Annotated in this window: 16 protein-coding genes; 8 read left to right on the top strand and 8 right to left on the bottom strand. The window is 72.5% G+C overall.

Annotated elements, in window-relative coordinates:
- The 5 genes from hutH to CR470_RS04335 form a co-directional block, all read right to left on the bottom strand.
- Positions 1–1,491 (bottom strand): histidine ammonia-lyase (hutH, locus tag CR470_RS04355; protein ID WP_097866251.1); only part of this gene is annotated, 1,491 nt, incomplete at its 3' end.
- 164 nt (positions 1,492–1,655) lie between these two features.
- Positions 1,656–2,810: a GGDEF domain-containing protein gene (locus CR470_RS04350; RefSeq protein WP_097866246.1), complete on the bottom strand. Its 1,155-nt coding sequence runs from the start codon at positions 2,808–2,810 to the stop codon at positions 1,656–1,658.
- 118 nt (positions 2,811–2,928) lie between these two features.
- Complete coding sequence (locus CR470_RS04345) at positions 2,929–3,741, bottom strand: enoyl-CoA hydratase/isomerase family protein (RefSeq protein WP_097866245.1); 813 nt, start codon at positions 3,739–3,741, stop codon at positions 2,929–2,931.
- A 154-nt stretch (positions 3,742–3,895) separates the two neighbouring features.
- A complete protein-coding gene (locus CR470_RS04340) occupies positions 3,896–5,095 on the bottom strand; it encodes an adenylate/guanylate cyclase domain-containing protein (protein WP_097866244.1) in 1,200 nt (399 codons plus the stop codon).
- A 178-nt stretch (positions 5,096–5,273) separates the two neighbouring features.
- Positions 5,274–6,143 (bottom strand): biotin--[acetyl-CoA-carboxylase] ligase, encoded by an 870-nt coding sequence (locus tag CR470_RS04335; protein ID WP_097866243.1) that lies wholly within the window; start codon positions 6,141–6,143, stop codon positions 5,274–5,276.
- A gap of 155 nt (positions 6,144–6,298) precedes the next feature.
- On the opposite strand from CR470_RS04335, the gene CR470_RS04330 reads away from it, so the two are divergent.
- The 4 genes from CR470_RS04330 to CR470_RS04315 all read left to right on the top strand — a co-directional run bounded on the left by CR470_RS04330 (position 6,299) and on the right by CR470_RS04315 (position 9,019).
- Positions 6,299–7,879 (top strand): acyl-CoA carboxylase subunit beta, encoded by a 1,581-nt coding sequence (locus tag CR470_RS04330; RefSeq protein WP_097866242.1) that lies wholly within the window; start codon positions 6,299–6,301, stop codon positions 7,877–7,879.
- Between the two features lie 35 nt (positions 7,880–7,914).
- Positions 7,915–8,121, top strand: coding sequence for an acyl-CoA carboxylase epsilon subunit (locus CR470_RS04325; protein ID WP_097866241.1), 207 nt, complete (start codon positions 7,915–7,917; stop codon positions 8,119–8,121).
- Between the two features lie 99 nt (positions 8,122–8,220).
- Entirely contained in the window at positions 8,221–8,349 is a 129-nt protein-coding gene (gene mmpB, locus CR470_RS40300; RefSeq protein WP_097866240.1) for a morphogenic membrane protein MmpB, read from the top strand.
- A 43-nt stretch (positions 8,350–8,392) separates the two neighbouring features.
- Entirely contained in the window at positions 8,393–9,019 is a 627-nt protein-coding gene (locus CR470_RS04315; protein ID WP_179892135.1) for a nucleoside triphosphate pyrophosphatase, read from the top strand.
- Here CR470_RS04315 and CR470_RS04310 read toward each other — a convergent pair.
- A complete protein-coding gene (locus CR470_RS04310) occupies positions 9,016–9,468 on the bottom strand; it encodes a hypothetical protein (RefSeq protein ID WP_097866238.1) in 453 nt (150 codons plus the stop codon). The genes CR470_RS04315 and CR470_RS04310 overlap by 4 nt on opposite strands.
- A 365-nt stretch (positions 9,469–9,833) precedes the next feature.
- Between CR470_RS04310 and CR470_RS04305 the strand changes: the two genes are divergently transcribed.
- Both CR470_RS04305 and CR470_RS04300 read left to right on the top strand, forming a co-directional pair.
- Positions 9,834–11,588, top strand: coding sequence for an acetyl/propionyl/methylcrotonyl-CoA carboxylase subunit alpha (locus CR470_RS04305; protein WP_097866237.1), 1,755 nt, complete (start codon positions 9,834–9,836; stop codon positions 11,586–11,588).
- 171 nt (positions 11,589–11,759) lie between these two features.
- On the top strand, positions 11,760–12,302 hold the full coding sequence (locus tag CR470_RS04300; protein WP_441350773.1) for a TetR/AcrR family transcriptional regulator: 543 nt from the start codon (positions 11,760–11,762) through the stop codon (positions 12,300–12,302).
- A gap of 65 nt (positions 12,303–12,367) precedes the next feature.
- Here the strand turns inward: CR470_RS04300 and CR470_RS04295 are convergent, their stop codons facing one another.
- Both CR470_RS04295 and CR470_RS04290 read right to left on the bottom strand, forming a co-directional pair.
- Positions 12,368–13,327, bottom strand: a complete 960-nt coding sequence (locus CR470_RS04295; protein WP_097866235.1) for a DeoR/GlpR family DNA-binding transcription regulator — start codon at positions 13,325–13,327, stop codon at positions 12,368–12,370.
- Positions 13,328–13,523: 196 nt separating this feature from the next.
- A complete protein-coding gene (locus CR470_RS04290) occupies positions 13,524–14,963 on the bottom strand; it encodes an NAD(P)H-quinone dehydrogenase (protein ID WP_097866234.1) in 1,440 nt (479 codons plus the stop codon).
- 272 nt (positions 14,964–15,235) lie between these two features.
- Between CR470_RS04290 and CR470_RS04285 the strand changes: the two genes are divergently transcribed.
- Positions 15,236–15,673, top strand: coding sequence for a gamma-glutamylcyclotransferase (locus CR470_RS04285; RefSeq protein ID WP_097866233.1), 438 nt, complete (start codon positions 15,236–15,238; stop codon positions 15,671–15,673).
- Between the two features lie 116 nt (positions 15,674–15,789).
- Positions 15,790–16,614, top strand: coding sequence for a purine-nucleoside phosphorylase (locus CR470_RS04280; protein ID WP_097866232.1), 825 nt, complete (start codon positions 15,790–15,792; stop codon positions 16,612–16,614).
- Positions 16,615–16,833: the final 219 nt, after the last annotated feature.

The raw sequence follows: 16,833 nt of genomic DNA, 5'->3' as shown, positions 1-16,833 counted from the left end.
CCGCTCAGAGATGTGTATAAGAGACAGGGCCCGCAGCGCGTCCACGGCGGCCCGCGAGGCGGGGGCGGGGGTCAGTCCCTGGGCGGCGCGGATCTCCACGGCGCGGGTCGCGGCGTACAGCTCGACCGCGACGATCCGGGCCAGGTTGTCCACGGCCGTACGGAGTTTGCGCGCGGCGGACCAGCCCATGGAGACGTGGTCCTCCTGCATCGCGGAGGACGGGATGGAGTCGGCGGAGGCGGGGACCGCGAGCCGCTTCATCTCGCTGACCAGGGCGGCCTGGGTGTACTGGGCGATCATCAGGCCCGAGTCGACCCCGGCGTCGTCCGCGAGGAACGGCGGCAGGCCGTGCGAGCGGTTCTTGTCGAGCAGCCGGTCGGTGCGGCGTTCGCAGATCGAGCCGAGGTCGGCGGCGACGATCGCGAGGAAGTCCAGGACGTACGCGACGGGCGCGCCGTGGAAGTTCCCGTTGGACTCGACCCGGCCTCCCCCGTTCTCGGCTTCGCTCGAACGGGAGGTGCCCCCTCGCAGGACCACCGGATTGTCGATGGAGGAGGCCAGTTCGCGGCCCGCGACGACGGCCGCGTAGTCGAGGGTGTCGCGGCCCGCACCGTTGACCTGGGGGGCGCAGCGCACCGAGTAGGCGTCCTGGACCCGGGGGGCGTCGTCCTGGTGATGGCCCGTCAACCCTGAACCGGCGAGCACCCGCAGCATGTTGTCCGCGCTGACGCCCTGCCCGGGGTGCGGGCGGATGGCGTGCAGCTCGGGGGCGAGGACCTTGTCCGTGCCGAGCAGCGCCTCCAGGGAGAGGGCGGCGGTGATGTCGGCCGAGGTGTAGAGGTTCTTCAGGTCGGCGAGGGCCATGACCAGCATGCCGAGCATGCCGTCGGTGCCGTTGAGGAGGGCGAGGCCCTCCTTCTCGCGGAGCTCGACCGGAGTGATGCCGTGCGCGGCGAGAAGCTCGCCCGCGGGCCGGACCGTGCCGTCGGGGCCCTCCGCGTCACCCTCGCCCATCAGGGTGAGCGCACAGTGCGAGAGCGGGGCGAGGTCGCCGGAGCAGCCGAGCGAGCCGTACTCGTGGACGACGGGCGTGATACCCGCGTTCAGCAGGTCGGCCATGGTCTGCGCGACCTCGGGGCGTACCCCGGTGTGGCCGGAGGCGACCGTCTTCAGCCGGAGGAACATCAGCGCGCGGACGACCTCGCGCTCGACGCGGGGGCCCATGCCGGCCGCGTGCGAGCGGACGATGTTGCGCTGGAGCTGCGCCCGCAGTTCCGGGCTGATGTGGCGGCTGGCGAGGGCGCCGAAGCCGGTGGAGACGCCGTAGACCGGCTCGGGCTTGGCGGCGAGCGCGTCCACGATGAGACGGGCGGCGGCAAGGGCCTCCACGGCGGCGGCGGAGAGCTCGACCCGGGCGCCGTGGCGGGCCACGGCGACGACGTCCTCGGCGGTGGTTCCGGACGTCCCCACCACGACAGTGTGCATATCCATATTCAGCAGCGTACGGACTGAAACCCTTCATGTCACTAGTGGTGCGGCCCGGAGCCCCTTACGGGACCGAAGGAGTACGTGAGCGGCCCTGCGCCGAGGCCTGGTGCGCCGCCACCACGCCGAAACGACGCGCCCGCGCCCACCCGCGCACGGCGCGCCCGGGTTCACGGACGGTTGCCGCGCAGCCTGCGCCGGTCGTGCGCGGACTTGGGCGGGGAGTCCGCGAGCCGGATGACCTCGCCGTCCCGCCCGGCCACCACAGGACCCAGCGAGCGGGCGGCCTTGGCCCGGTACTGGGCGGCGTCCGCGAGCCGGAACAGCCGCCTGGCCGAGCGCACCGGGCCGATCGGGTCGCCGGTCGACGCGACCCCGCAGGCGACCCCGTCGCCCAGCTCGATCACCGCCGCCCGGTCGCACAGCTCGGTGGCGACGGCGACCACCGCGTCGGCCGGGGGACCCGCCGCGAGCAGACAGAACTCGTCGCCGCCCAGCCGGGCCGCCAGCGCCTCCGGCAGCATCGCCCCGCACAGCGACAGCACGGAGCCGAAACGTTCCAGCAGACGGTCGCCGATGGCGTGGCCATGGGTGTCGTTCACCGCCTTGAGACCGTTCAGGTCGCAGACGACGAGGCTGACGACCGTGTCGTCGACACGGTGCCGCTCGACGGCCTCGTCGAGCCGGATGTCGACCGCCCGGCGGTTGGCCAGACCGGTCAGCGGGTCGGTGAAGGCCAGCTTGCGGACCTCCTCCAGCCGCTCGGTCTGGGCGATCCCGGAGGCCACGACGGCGGCGAGCACGGTCGCGAAGTCCGCGTCGGCCCGGCCGAAGACGGGCTGCCCGGCCGGCCGCGCCACATACAGCTCGCCCCAGGCCCGGCCGTGCAGCACGATCGGCGCGACCACGCAGCAGCCCCGGCCGCGCCGCCGGAGCGCCGCGACCCGCTGGTGGCAGTAGGGGCGGGCGCCGCGCGCCGGACCGCCCGCGCCGGGCTGCCCGTCGGCGGTCTCCACCCAGGCGTCGGGCTCGCCGCCGCCGGCCCACCGCTCGTGGAGGAACTCGGTGATCTCCGGGAACTCGTGGACCGGGTAGGCCTCCTCCTCGGGGAACTCCTCCTCCCCCTCGGCGCGTTGCCCCGCGTTCACCAGCACCCGCAGCCTGCCCCGGTCCCGCTCCCACACGGAGAGCGCGGCGAAACTGCCGCTCAGCGCCTCGCAGGCACCCAGCGCCGCCGCCCGCCACGATTCGCGCGGCGTGTAGGCCGCGGCCATGGCCTGCGCCAGCGAAACCACGGCCCGCAGCCGCACATCGTCACCACCCATTTCCACAGCCTATGTAGATTTGTCCCCTTTTGATCAGTTTGATGCTTAACTAATTTCAACTATTTTTGCGCGAGATACCGCGAGATACCGTGAAATACTCACGCTGTGTCATCGGATCTCATGCGCCGGGCCAGTCGGGCCGCCTCTTCTCGTTGAACGCGGCCACCCCCTCCGCACGGTCCCCGGAGAAGGCCACCGACCGCCAGGCCGCGTCCTCCACCTCCAGTCCCGCCCGCAGGTCGAGCCCCTGGCCCAGCCGGAGCGCCTTCTTGGCCGCACGCAGCCCGACCGGTGAGTTGGCGGCGATCCGGCCGCCCAGCGCGAGGGCCTCCTCGCGGTCCCGGCCCGCCTCGACCAGCTCGTCGACCAGCCCCAGTTCGCGCGCCTCGGCGGCCTCGACCCGGCGGGCGCTGAACACCAGCTCGGCGGCGCGCGCCGCCCCCACCCGGCGCGGCAGCAGCTGCGTACCTCCGCCGCCCGGGATGACGCCCACGGACACCTCGGGCAGCCCGACCACGGCGGTGGCGTCGGCAACGATCACATCGCAGGCGAGGGCGAGCTCGAAGCCGCCGCCGAGGGCGAAGCCGTGCACGGCGGCGATCACCGGCATCGGCAGCTCCAGGACCCCGGTGTAGGCGGCGCGCGCGGTGGGCCGCTGACGTACGAGGTCGGCGTCGGTGAAGGAGTTGCGCTCCTTGAGGTCGGCGCCCACGCAGAAGGCCCGCTCGTGGCTGGAGGTCAGGACGGTGGCCCGGACGTCCCGGTCGGCGCCGAGCGCGTCGCAGGCGGCGGCGATGGAGCGGGCCATGTCGGTGGAGACGGCGTTCATGGCCTTGGGCCGGTCGAGGACCAGCTCGGCGACATGATCCTGCCCCTCGTGCCGCCGTACGACGACGAACTCCCCGTACCGCTGCTCGGACGTGACGGTCATGGCTGCACCCCTGTCATGGACGGCCTGTTAACGAGCGTTACCGTCACGGATCCTAGACAGGACGGCGCCGCCCCGACAGGGCGGGACGGGGCGGGGGCGTGACGACCGGGGCGGAGGCGCGACGACAGAGGCTCGCCGAAGGGGCGAACCGCGCTCAGGAGCCGGTCTTCCCCCGCCGGGCCAGCAGCCACGGCTCCACCACGCCGAGCCCGCGCACCGGACGCTGCCACATCGGCTGGAGCCCGAAGCGGTACGTGGGCAGCGGCGGCTCGTCGTCGGGCGCGCGGCCCTCCTTCTCGGCGACCCGGGCCCGTTCGGCGGCGGCCGCGACGGCCTCGGCGGCCTGCGCCTCGGACTCCGGGGCGTCGCCGTGCCGGACCAGCTCCTTGGCGAACGCCCCGTCGACCAGGACGGCGTCCTTCGGCGCTATCGAGGTGAGCCGGCTGGCGAGGTTCACCGTGGTGCCGAAGACGTCGCCCATCCGGGTGGTGACCGTGCCGAAGGCGATGCCCACGCGCAGGGCGGGCATCGTCTCGTCCTGGGACATCGCCTCGATCAGCCGGAGCGCTATCTCGGCGGCCGTGCCCGCGTCGTCGGCGGCGAAGAGGACCTCGTCGCCGAGGGTCTTGATGAGCCGGCCGCCGTGCGCGGCGACCAGGTCGGCGGCGGTCGTCTCGAAGGACTCGACCAGCTCGCCGAGCTCCTCCTCCTCGAGGCGCCGGGTCAGCCGGGTGAAGCCGACCAGGTCGGCGAAGCCGACGGCGAGCCGCCGGTCGACCATCTCCTCGTCGTCCGCGGCCTGCACGACCCGGCCGGTGGCGGCGGCGAGCTGGCGCCGCCACACGTAGACGAGGAACTCCTGGAGCTCCGGGAGCAGCAGCTCGACCAGCGGGTACGTGACCTCGGTGCGGGTCATGCCGGGCTCGGGCGGCTCGGTCAGCCCCTCCAGGAACGAGTCGATCTGCCACTCGGCCAGCCGGGCGGTGGTCTGCCCGGTGGAGCGGGCGACCTGGATCGCCATCGGCTCGCTGAGCAGCCCCGCCTCGACGAGGCCGGCGAGCCGCCGCAGGGCGAGCACGTCGGCCTCGGTGAGCGCCTTGGCCTGGCCGATGTCGGCGAAGCCCATGGCCCGCCAGAACCGGGAGGCCAGGTCCATGGAGACCCCGGCGGTGCGGGCCGCCTGGAAGGGCGTGTAGCGCCGGTCGGCCCCCAGGATCAGCGCTTCGAGGCGGATGGCGAGGGGGTCGTCGGTCGGTTCCACCGTGTGGTCGACCTCGTGGTGGGGTGTGGCGTGGACCGAGGAGTCCGGCCCGGGCTCCTCACCCGCGCCGGACGTCGTGTCGCCGACGGTCACCAGCCGCCTCCTGCCCGTTCCCTGCGCACTGCCCTGCCGATCTGTCGCTGGATCGCCTCAACGATACGGCAGGTGTGCCCCAGCTCACGTCCTTGGCCGCCCGTCCCCGGTGCGTCGCGCGTGACATCCCAGGCATACGCGGTATCCGCCCGTACGCCCGTCGGGAGCGCGGCCCCCCTCAGGTCAGGCCGCCCGCCGCGCCCCGCAGGTGGACGATGTCCCCGGCCGAGACCGGCTGCTGGAGCCCGTCCTCGGTGGAGAGGACGAGACGTCCGTCCCCGTCGATCGCGACCGCCTCGCCGACCAGGGACGTCCCCCCTGGCAGCTCCGCCCGCACGGTCCGGTCCAGCGTCGCGCAGCCCGCCGCGTAGGCGGCCTGGAGCCCGCTCGCGGCCGCGTCGCCACCGGCCGCCTTCCACTGGCCGTACCAGTGCTCCAGCGACCGCAGGACGGCGCGCAGCAGGGTCTCCCGGTCGGTGGAGACCGCTCCGGCGAGCGCCAGCGACCCGGCGGTGGGGGCGGGCAGCTCGTCGGCGCGGAGCGAGACGTTGATGCCGAGGCCGACGACGATGCCGTCCCCGGCGAACTCGCCGAGGATGCCGCCCGTCTTGCGTTCCTCCCCCTCCACCGAGACGAGCAGGTCGTTGGGCCATTTCAGCGACATGTCGACACCCGCCGACTTCGCGAGCCCGGTCGCGGCGGCGACCCCGGCCAGCAGCGGCACCCACCCCCAACGCTCCACGGGGATGTCACCGGGCTCCAGGTACACCGAGAGGAACAGCCCGGAGCGGGGCGGTGCGGTCCAGCTCCGCTCCAGCCGTCCGCGCCCCGCGGTCTGCTCCTCGGCGACCAGCACCGTGCCCTCGCCCACCGCCCCGCCACGGGCCTGCCCGGCGAGGTCGGTGTTGGTGGATCCGGTGGACCCCACGACCTCCAGCGACGTCCACAGCGCGTCCGGCCGCAGCAGTCCGCGACGCAGCGCGGTCACGTTGAGGGGCGGCCGGTCGAGATCCGACCAGCGGTTGTGTGGCGCATCCGGTGGTGTCATGCAACCCAGCCTAGGTGTGGCAAAGGACGCACTGCCTTTCCGGAGGCGCGCCGATACCCTACGAGTCAGTAGCCAGAGCCGGACTGACGGCTGGCCGTCCCCCCGTGACCGGTGCCAGACGTCGTCCCCGTGACCAGGCAGGGAGCCGCCCCCCGATGTCCGAGCCGCTAAGCGACATCCACACCACCGCGGGCAAGCTCGCGGACCTCACGCGCCGCATCGACGAAGCGACGCACGCCGGTTCGGCCCGCGCGGTCGAGAAGCAGCACGCCAAGGGCAAGCTGACGGCCCGTGAGCGGGTCGAGCTGCTGCTGGACGAGGGCTCCTTCGTGGAGCTCGACGAGTTCGCCCGGCACCGCTCCACCAACTTCGGCATCGAGAAGAACCGCCCGTACGGGGACGGAGTCGTCACCGGTTACGGCACGGTCGACGGCCGCCCGGTCTGCGTGTACTCGCAGGACTTCACGATCTTCGGCGGTTCGCTCGGCGAGGTCTACGGCGAGAAGATCGTCAAGGTCATGGACTTCGCGCTGAAGACCGGCTGTCCGGTCATCGGCATCAACGACGGCGGCGGCGCGCGCATCCAGGAAGGCGTCGTCGCGCTCGGCCTGTTCGCCGAGATCTTCCGCCGCAACGTGCACGCCTCCGGGGTGATCCCGCAGATCTCGCTGATCGTCGGCCCGTGCGCGGGCGGGGCGGTCTACTCCCCCGCGATCACCGACTTCACGGTGATGGTCGACCAGACCTCGCACATGTTCATCACCGGTCCCGACGTCATCAAGACGGTCACCGGCGAGGACGTCGGCTTCGAGGAGCTGGGCGGCGCCCGTACGCACAACACCACCTCCGGGGTGGCGCACCACATGGCGGGCGACGAGAAGGACGCCATCGAGTACGTCAAGTCGCTGCTGTCGTACCTCCCGTCGAACAACCTCTCCGAGGCGCCGGCCTTCCCGGAGGAGGCGGACCTCGCCACCACCGACGAGGACCGCGAGCTGGACACGCTCATCCCGGACTCGGCGAACCAGCCGTACGACATGCACACCGCGATCGAGCACGTGCTGGACGACGGCGAGTTCCTGGAGACCCAGGCCCTGTTCGCGCCGAACATCATCACCGGCTTCGGCCGGGTCGAGGGCCACCCGGTCGGCATCGTCGCCAACCAGCCGATGCAGTTCGCCGGCTGCCTGGACATCAACGCCAGCGAGAAGGCGGCCCGCTTCGTCCGCACCTGCGACGCGTTCAACGTCCCCGTCATCACCTTCGTGGACGTGCCGGGCTTCCTGCCGGGCGTGGACCAGGAGTACGGCGGCATCATCCGGCGCGGCGCGAAGCTGATCTACGCCTACGCGGAGGCGACGGTCCCGCTGATCACCGTCATCACCCGCAAGGCCTTCGGCGGCGCGTACGACGTGATGGGCTCCAAGCACCTGGGCGCCGACCTGAACCTCGCCTGGCCGACCGCGCAGATCGCCGTCATGGGGGCGCAGGGCGCGGTGAACATCCTGCACCGCCGCGCCATCGCCGCCGCCGAGGACCCGGACGCGACGCGGGCCGAACTGATGACGGACTACGAGGACGCGCTGCTCAACCCGTACGTGGCGGCCGAGCGCGGCTACGTCGACGCGGTGATCATGCCGTCCGACACCCGGGCCCACATCGTCAAGGGGCTGCGTCAGCTGCGTACGAAGCGGGAATCCCTGCCTCCGAAGAAGCACGGCAACATCCCGCTCTAACCGGTCCCATCAGCCGCTCGCAGAAAGGTCTGCCCATGATCAAGGTCGTACGGGGCAACCCCACCCCGGAGGAGCTGGCCGCCGCACTGGCGGTGGTCCGGGCGCGCGCCGCGGCGGCGTCCGCCGTGTCGTCCGGCGCACCGCTGCCGGCCGAACAGTGGTCCGACCCGGGGCGCATCGCCCGCACCGGCCGCCCTCGGCCGGGCCCCCGCGCCTGGGCCCGGACGTACTGGCCGGCCTGAGCCGCCGGTCCGACCGCGAGCCGCCCCCGTCCCGATCGGGGGCGGCTTTGAGTACCTGTACTCAGGCGTGGGGACGGGCGGCGCAGCAGGATCGGGAGCATGCTGTGGTCCGACCCCGAGAACAAGCCGCCGAAGGAACTGCGCGACGCCCAGGCCATGCTGCGCAGAGCGGGCGTCCTGCTGGCGATGGCCATGCTGGTGGCGATGTTCGTGCTCGGCATCCGCTGAGCGGCGGGCCCGCGGCCCCTCGGCCCCCACGGGCCCTTCTACGATGGCTCGCATGACTGATCAGCGCCGTCTCGTGCTCGCCTCCGCCTCCCCCGCCCGTCTCGGCCTGCTGCGCCAGGCCGGTTTCGCCCCCGAGGTGATCGTCAGCGGGGTGGACGAGGACGCCCTGAGCGCGCCGACCCCCGCCGAGCTCGCGCTCGTCCTGGCCCGGGCCAAGGCGGCGGCGGTCGCGGAGCGCCCCGAGGTGGCGGGCGCCCTGGTCATCGGCTGCGACTCGGTGCTGGAGCTGGACGGCGAGGCGCTGGGCAAGCCGGCCGACGCCGAGGAGGCCACCGCCCGCTGGAAGTCGATGCGCGGCCGGTCGGGCGTCCTGCGGACCGGGCACAGCGTGATCGACACCGCCACCGGGCGCACCGCGTCGGCGACGGCGTCCACGGTCGTACGGTTCGGCGAGCCGAGCGACGCCGAGGTCGCCGCGTATGTGGCCTCGGGCGAACCGCTCCACGTCGCGGGGGCGTTCACGCTGGACGGCCGCTCGGCCCCGTTCGTCGACTCCATCGAGGGCGACCACGGCAACGTCATCGGGCTCTCGCTGCCACTGCTGCGCCGACTGCTGGGCGAACTGGACGTCTCCGTGACGGAGCTGTGGGTCCAGACCGGCGGCCTCTAGACCGGCAGCCCCTTTGCCGCCGCCGGGGCCACCTCGTCGCTCGCGCCGTCCTCGGCCCGGGTCCCGGGCCCGTACGCCAGCAGGGTGAGCACCAGCAGGGCCAGCACGAGCATCATGAACGCGAAGGCGCCCCAGCCCACCAGGCCGACGACGACCGCGCCGAGGACGCCGTGCACGACCGCGCAGCCGATCAGGGCGACGCGTCCGAAGCGCCCCGGGGCCCGGTCGCGGGCCCCGGCCAGCAGGGCGACCAGCCCGCACAGGACCAGCAGCAGCCCGGAGACGCCGCCCATCACCCAGGTGCCGGTGGACATGGCGTCCGGGTCCAGACCGGCGAGCGACATGTTCTGGTTCTCGGCGACCGTGGCCAGGACGGCGTTGATGAGCACGATGCCCACCGCCTCCCCGAACAGCACGAGCGCGGTCACGATCGCCACCGGTCTGCGCATGACCGTTCCACCCCCTGTTACCTGCAGTACGTGCGTAGCGCGGACCCTACTCACGGGTATTCCGTCGGACAAGAGGTACGACAGGGGTGGGGCAGGTCCGTGCGCCGGGCAAAGAATCCATCGGCCGTTCGTAGGGACTCCACAAAGAAACACCGTGAGGCGTTGACCTTAAAGACAGAGACCTGCACCACACCGGCTGGTTACTGTGCGGTGGAGGATCGCGGCGTACCGTGGTGCCACAAGGGATTTCACTACTGGGGCAAGCCTCGGATCACACTCCGTGTGGGCAAGCTCACCATTGGGGACGGGTCGTACGGCCGTGTCGGTAGTCCCTAAACTCAGCTTGTTTCGAGGAGGGAGTCATCGTGCGCAAGGTGCTCATCGCCAACCGTGGCGAAATCGCTGTCCGCGTTGCTCGGGCGTGCCGGGACGCGGGGATCGCGAGTGTCGCGGTCTACGCCGAGCCGGACCGGGACGCACTGCATGTCCGGGCCGCAGACGAGGCGTTCGCCCTGGGCGGTGACACCCCGGCCGCCAGCTATCTGGACATGGCCAAGGTGCTGCGGGCCGCGGCGGATTCGGGGGCGGACGCGGTCCACCCCGGTTACGGATTCCTGTCGGAGAACGCGGAGTTCGCCCAGGCCGTCCTGGACGCCGGGCTGACCTGGATCGGCCCGCCGCCGCAGGCCATCCGCGACCTCGGCGACAAGGTCGCCGCCCGGCACATCGCCCAGCGCGCGGGCGCCCCGCTGGTGGCCGGCACCCCGGACCCGGTCTCCGGGTCCGACGAGGTCGTCGCGTTCGCCGAGCAGAACGGACTGCCGGTCGCGATCAAGGCGGCCTTCGGCGGCGGCGGTCGCGGCCTGAAGGTGGCCCGCACGCTGGAGGAGATCCCGGAGCTGTACGACTCCGCGGTCCGCGAGGCCGTGGCGGCGTTCGGCCGGGGCGAGTGCTTCGTCGAGCGCTACCTCGACAAGCCGCGCCACGTGGAGACCCAGTGCCTGGCCGACACCCACGGCAACGTGGTCGTCGTCTCCACCCGCGACTGTTCGCTCCAGCGCCGCCACCAGAAGCTCGTGGAGGAGGCCCCGGCCCCCTTCCTGAGCCAGGCGCAGAACGAGGAGCTGTACGCGGCGTCGAAGGCGATCCTGAAGGAAGCCGGCTACGTCGGCGCCGGCACGGTCGAGTTCCTCGTCGGCGCTGACGGGACCATCTCGTTCCTGGAGGTCAACACCCGCCTCCAGGTCGAGCACCCCGTCACCGAAGAGGTCACGGGCATCGACCTCGTACGCGAGATGTTCCGTATCGCCGACGGCGAGGAGCTCGGCTACGACGATCCCGCCGTGCGCGGTCACTCCTTCGAGTTCCGTATCAACGGCGAGGACCCGGGCCGCGGCTTCCTGCCCGCCCCCGGCACCGTCACCACCTTCGCCCCGCCGACCGGCCCCGGCGTCCGCCTCGACGCGGGCGTCGAGTCGGGCAGCGTGATCGGCCCCGCCTGGGACTCCCTGCTCGCCAAGCTCATCGTGACCGGCGCGACCCGCGAGCAGGCGCTCCAGCGCGCCGCCCGCGCGCTGGCGGAGTTCACCGTCGAGGGCATGGCCACCGCCATCCCGTTCCACCGTGCCGTCGTCGCGGACCCCGCCTTCACGGCGGACCCGTTCACCGTCCACACACGGTGGATCGAGACCGAGTTCGTCAACGACATCAAGCCCTTCGCCGCCCCCGCGGACGCGGATGCGGAGGACGAGGCCGGACGGGAGACCGTCGTCGTCGAGGTCGGCGGCAAGCGCCTGGAAGTGTCGCTGCCGTCCTCGCTGGGCATGTCGCTGGCCCGCACCGGCCTCGCCGCCGGGGCGAAGCCCAAGCGCCGCGCCGCGAAGAAGGCCGGCTCCGCCGCCTCGGGCGACAGCCTCGCCTCGCCCATGCAGGGCACCATCGTCAAGATCGCGGTGGAGGAGGGCCAGGAGGTCAAGGAGGGCGACCTCGTCGTCGTCCTGGAGGCCATGAAGATGGAGCAGCCGCTCAACGCGCACCGCTCCGGCACCGTCAAGGGCCTCACCGCCGAGGTCGGCGCCTCCGTCACCTCCGGCGCCCTGATCTGCGAGATCAAGGACTGACCGCCCGGCACGCCCCGAAGGGCCCGGTCCACGTCGTGATGACGCGGGCCGGGCCCTTCGTCACAGTGGCATCCTGGAACCCACGAGGGTCCGAGGACCGAGGGAGGGGCGGAAGCCATGGCAGGGGCGATCCCGATGGAGACGAGCACGGCACAAGCGCCGGCCCGGCCGATGCGCGCGGACGCGCGCCGGAACCACGACCGGCTGGTGGGTGAGGCCCGCAGGTCCTTCGCCGAGCACGGCACGGACGCGTCGCTGGAGGACATCGCCCGGCGGGCGGGTGTGGGCATCGGCACCCTCTACCGGCACTTCCCGAACCGGGACGCCCTGATGAACGCGGTCTTCCAGGACGCCCTGTGCTCACTCCTGGACCGCTCCCGGGAGCTGGCGGCGGCGGAAGCCCCGTGCCGTGCGCTGGTGGACTGGCTGGGCGCGATCGTCACTCATGCGGGTGAGTACCGCGGCCTGGCCCACGGCCTGATGTCCGCCTCGCGCAACGAGACCTCGGCCCTCGCGCAGTGCCATCTGCCGCTCCGGGAGGCGGGCGCGGGGCTGCTGCGCCGGGCCCAGGAGAGCGGGTCGGTGCGGGCCGACGTCTCGATCGACGATCTGCTCCAGCTCACCAACGCGATCGCGCTGGCGGCCGAGCAGTCGCCCGACGACCCGGAGTTGGCGGAGCGGCTGCTGCGGCTGACGCTGCGCGGGCTGAAGTAGGGGGCCCTGCGGCCGGGCTCGTGACCGCCGCGCGGGGTTCGGGGGCCAGCGCCCCCGAGACGGCCCTACCGCCGCCGCAGGTCCGCGACCCGCGCCCGCTCTCCCGGGACGTCCGCCAGCGCGGAGGCACTGCGGAGCTGCGGCCCGAGACCGCCGTTCTGCGTGCGCCGCTGGCCGGGGAGCGGCATCTCCCGGCGGGGCTGACGCCCCGGAGGGCCGCCGTCCCCGCCGGACGCGTCCGCGCCCGGACCGGCCACCGTGATCTCCACACCCTGGTCCGCCAGGGACTGGAGCTCGGCGGCGGCCCGCTCGTCGTGGAGCGGGGGCTCGTCCGTCACCAGACGGGTGATCAGCTCGGTGGGCACCGTCTGGAACATGGTGTCCGAGCCGAGCTTGGTGTGGTCCGCCAGGACGACCACCTCCGCGGCGGCCTGCACGAGAGCCCGGTCGACGCTGGCCGAGAGCATGTTGGAGGTGGACAGGCCACGCTCCGCCGTGAGGCCGCTCCCGGAGAGGAAGGCCCGGGAGACCCGCAGCCCCTGGAGGGACTGCTCGGCCCCGCTGCCCACCAGCGCGTAGTTGCTCCCGCGCAGGGTGCCGCCGGTCATGACGACTTCCACCCGGTTGGCGTGGGCCAACGCCTGGGCCACCAGCAGGGAGTTGGTGACGACGGTCAGACCGGGGACCCGCGCGAGCCGACGGGCCAGCTCCTGCGTGGTCGTGCCGGCGCCGACCACGATGGCCTCGCCCTCGCCGACGAGGCCTGCGGCCAGGTCGGCGATAGCAGTCTTCTCCGCGGTGGAGAGATGGGATTTCTGCGGAAAGCCGGACTCCCGCGTAAAACCGCCCGGCAAGACCGCACCGCCGTGCCGGCGGTCGAGGAGTCCTTCTGCCTCCAGTGCCCGCACGTCCCGCCGTACGGTCACTTCGGAGGTCTGGACGACGCGGGCGAGCTCACGGAGCGATACCGCCCCGTTGGCACGCACCATTTCGAGGATCAATTGACGACGTTCTGCAGCGAACACGAAACTGACAGTAACCTGACCGCCGGTGAGTTTTCAGCAGTTTGCGCCGAATAACAGAAGTTGTACTTCAAAGGGGCCTCCAAGTGGTATAGGAGGCCCCTCTGTTGTTCAGCGGTGATCGTCAGGCGGTCGTCGCACCGCCCGGACTGCCGCCGAGTTGCGGTGAGATGCCGGAAATGCCGCGCTTCCCGGGCCCTCAGTCCTCGCCCGTGAGCTTGCGGGTGTGCAGCTGCCGGGCCACTTCGGCGATCGATCCGGAGAGGGACGGGTACACCGTGAACGCGTTGGCGATCTGCTCCACCGTCAGGTTGTTGTCGACCGCGAGCGAGATGGGATGGATCAGCTCGCTGGCGCGCGGCGCGACCACGCAGCCCCCGACCACGATGCCCGTACCGGGACGGCAGAAGATCTTGACGAAGCCGTCGCGGATGCCCTGCATCTTGGCGCGCGGGTTGCGCAGCAGCGGCAGCTTCACCACCCGGGCCTCGATCTTGCCCGCGTCGACCTCGGCCTGGCTGTAGCCGACGGTGGCGATCTCCGGGTCGGTGAAGACGTTGGCGGAGACGGCCTTGAGGTTCAGCGGGGCGACCGCGTCGCCCAGGAAGTGGTACATCGCGATGCGGCCCTGCATCGCGGCGACCGAGGCCAGCGCGAAGATCCCGGTGACGTCACCGGCCGCGTAGACGCCGGGGGCGCTGGTGCGCGAGACCCGGTCGGTGAGGACGTGCCCGGAGTCCTTGAGCCGTACGCCGGCCTCCTCCAGGCCCATGCCCGCGGTGTTCGGGATCGCGCCGACCGCCATCAGGCAGTGCGAGCCGGTGATGACCCGGCCGTCGGCCAGCGTCACCTCGACCCGGTCGCCGACACGCTTGGCGGACTGGGCGCGGGAGCGGGCCATGACGTTCATCCCGCGGCGGCGGAAGACGTCCTCCAGGACGGCGGCGGCGTCCGGGTCCTCGCCGGGCAGCACCCGGTCCCGGGAGGAGACGAGGGTGACGCGGGAGCCGAGCGCCTGGTAGGCGCCGGCGAACTCGGCGCCGGTGACACCGGATCCGACGACGATGAGCTCCTCGGGAAGCTCGTCGAGGTCGTAGACCTGGGTCCAGTTCAGGATGCGCTCGCCGTCGGGCTGCGCGTCCGGGATCTCCCGGGGGCGGCCGCCGGTCGCTATCAGCACGGCGTCGGCGGTCAGCCGCTCCTCGGTGCCGTCCGCGGCGGTGACGACGACCTGGCGGGACCCGTCGGCGGCCTGGAGCCCGTCGAGCCGGCCCCGGCCGCGCATCACGCGGGCGCCGGCCCGGGTGACGGAGGCGGTGATGTCGTGGGACTGGGCGAGCGCGAGGCGCTTGACCCGGCGGTTGACCTTGCCGAGGTCCACGCCGACGACCCGGGCGGCCTGCTCCACGTGCGGGGTGTCGTCGGCGACGATGATGCCCAGCTCCTCGTACGAGGAGTCGAAGGTGGTCATCACCTCGGCCGTGGCGATCAGGGTCTTCGAGGGCACGCAGTCGGTGAGGACCGAGGCCCCGCCCAGACCGTCGCAGTCGACGACGGTCACCTCCGCGCCGAGCTGGGCGCCCACCAGGGCTGCTTCGTAGCCGCCGGGGCCGCCGCCGATGATCACGATCCGGGTCACGAAAAGTCCGCCTCGCGTTGTGTAACCCGCGGCCGTCTGCCGCCCCGGCCGGGGGTCCGGGGGATCGCCCCGGGGGAATGCAGTACGTACTCCATTGTCCCGCACGCGCCAAAGTGCTTCGCCCCGGGGCCCTCCATACGGGAAAGAGGGCGCCCGCCGCACGGGAACGAGCCGCCGGGAACGGCGCCGCGGACCCGCCGCGCACTCGCCCGACCGGGGCCTTCGTCACAGGAACCGCCGCTCCCGCGCCCACCTCCCGTACCCTCGGTCCCATGTCGCTCTACGCCGCGTACGCCGGCAACCTCGACGCGCGGCTCATGACTCGCCGCGCCCCGCATTCACCGATGCGCAGCACCGGCTGGCTCAACGGCTGGCGGCTGACCTTCGGCGGGGAGCAGATGGGCTGGGAGGGGGCGCTGGCCACCGTGGTGGAGGCTCCGCGCTCCCAGGTCTTCGTCGCGCTGTACGACCTGGCGCCGATGGACGAGGACTCGATGGACCGCTGGGAGGGTGTCGGGCTCGACATCTACCGCCGGATGCGGGTGCGCGTGCACACCCTGGACGGTGAGGAGCCGGCCTGGATGTACGTGCTGAACGGATACGAGGGCGGGCTGCCCTCGGCACGTTATCTGGGCGAGATCGCGGACGCCGCGGAATCCTCCGGCGCACCGCACGACTACGTGATGGAACTGCGCAAGCGTCCCTGCTGACCAGGGCGGACCGGGGCCCGGTCACGCCGTCTTCGTGCAAAAGCACAAGGACCCGCGGCACGTCTTTGCGCCCGTACATCTACGCGCGTAGGGATTCAGCGGTTACGCTCGTCCGCGTGAACGCATCAGTTATTCCGGACAACATCCAGGGCGACCCGCAGGCAGCCGCCGCCGGGGCCGCCGCCCGCCTGCGCGAGCTGACCGGCGCCGAGACCCATGACGTCGCCCTGGTCATGGGCTCCGGCTGGGCGCCCGCGGGCGAAGCACTCGGCGTCCCGGAGGCCGAGTTCCCCGTGACCGACCTGCCCGGCTTCCCGGCGCCCGCCGTCGAGGGCCACGGCGGCACGGTCCGCTCGTACAGGATCGGCGAGAAGCGCGCGCTGGTCTTCCTCGGCCGCACGCACTTCTACGAGGGCCGGGGCGTCGCCGCCGTCGCCCACGGGGTCCGCACGGCGGTGGCCGCGGGCTGCGGGACCGTCATCCTGACGAACGGCTGCGGCGGTCTGCGCGAGGGCATGCGCCCGGGACAGCCGGTCCTGATCAGCGACCACATCAACCTGACGGCCGCCTCCCCGATCATCGGCGCCAACTTCGTCGACCTGACCGACCTGTACTCCCCGCGGCTGCGCGCGCTGTGCAAGGAGATCGACGACACCCTCGAAGAGGGCGTCTACGTCCAGTTGCCCGGCCCGCACTACGAGACCCCGGCCGAGATCAACATGGTCCGGGTGCTCGGCGGCGACCTGGTGGGCATGTCCACGGTCCTGGAGGCCATCGCGGCCCGGGAGGCGGGCGCCGAGGTGCTCGGCCTCTCCCTCGTCACCAACCTGGCGGCGGGCATGTCCGGAGAACCTCTCAACCACGAGGAGGTCCTCCAGGCCGGCCGCGACTCGGCGACCCGGATGGGCGCACTGCTGGCCCGGGTGCTCGACCGCGTCTGATCCGCGCCCTCGGGGACCGGCTCGCCTGTCCCCGAGCCCTTCGGAGACTGGCTCGCCTGCACCCGAGCCCTTCGGGGACCGGCACTGCCTGTTCCTACCCGCCTCGGCCCGCCCGGCCGCGTTTCCAGCCCGTCCGGCGTGTGAGGACCTGGGTCCGGGGCGGAGCCCCGAACCCGCGCCCCCGGACCCCGCGCCCTCGCACCGCCCCCAGCCCCGACC

This window comes from Streptomyces sp. rh34 (assembly GCF_002551245.1).
Taxonomy (GTDB): Bacteria; Actinomycetota; Actinomycetes; order Streptomycetales; family Streptomycetaceae; genus Streptomyces.
The sequence above is the reverse complement of the archived record's forward strand: the minus strand, read 5'-3'. Positions and strand labels throughout refer to the sequence as shown.

Coding starts and splice junctions, on each gene's coding strand:
- CR470_RS04350 (WP_097866246.1), bottom strand. CDS start 2,810: ATGGGTGGTGACGATGTGCGGCTGCGGGCCGTGGTTTCGCTGGCGCAG.
- CR470_RS04345 (WP_097866245.1), bottom strand. CDS start 3,741: ATGACCGTCACGTCCGAGCAGCGGTACGGGGAGTTCGTCGTCGTACGG.
- CR470_RS04335 (WP_097866243.1), bottom strand. CDS start 6,143: ATGACACCACCGGATGCGCCACACAACCGCTGGTCGGATCTCGACCGG.
- CR470_RS04330 (WP_097866242.1), top strand. CDS start 6,299: ATGTCCGAGCCGCTAAGCGACATCCACACCACCGCGGGCAAGCTCGCG.
- CR470_RS04325 (WP_097866241.1), top strand. CDS start 7,915: ATGATCAAGGTCGTACGGGGCAACCCCACCCCGGAGGAGCTGGCCGCC.
- mmpB (WP_097866240.1), top strand. CDS start 8,221: ATGCTGTGGTCCGACCCCGAGAACAAGCCGCCGAAGGAACTGCGCGAC.
- CR470_RS04315 (WP_179892135.1), top strand. CDS start 8,393: ATGGCTCGCATGACTGATCAGCGCCGTCTCGTGCTCGCCTCCGCCTCC.
- CR470_RS04310 (WP_097866238.1), bottom strand. CDS start 9,468: ATGCGCAGACCGGTGGCGATCGTGACCGCGCTCGTGCTGTTCGGGGAG.
- CR470_RS04300 (WP_441350773.1), top strand. CDS start 11,760: ATGCGCGCGGACGCGCGCCGGAACCACGACCGGCTGGTGGGTGAGGCC.
- CR470_RS04285 (WP_097866233.1), top strand. CDS start 15,236: ATGTCGCTCTACGCCGCGTACGCCGGCAACCTCGACGCGCGGCTCATG.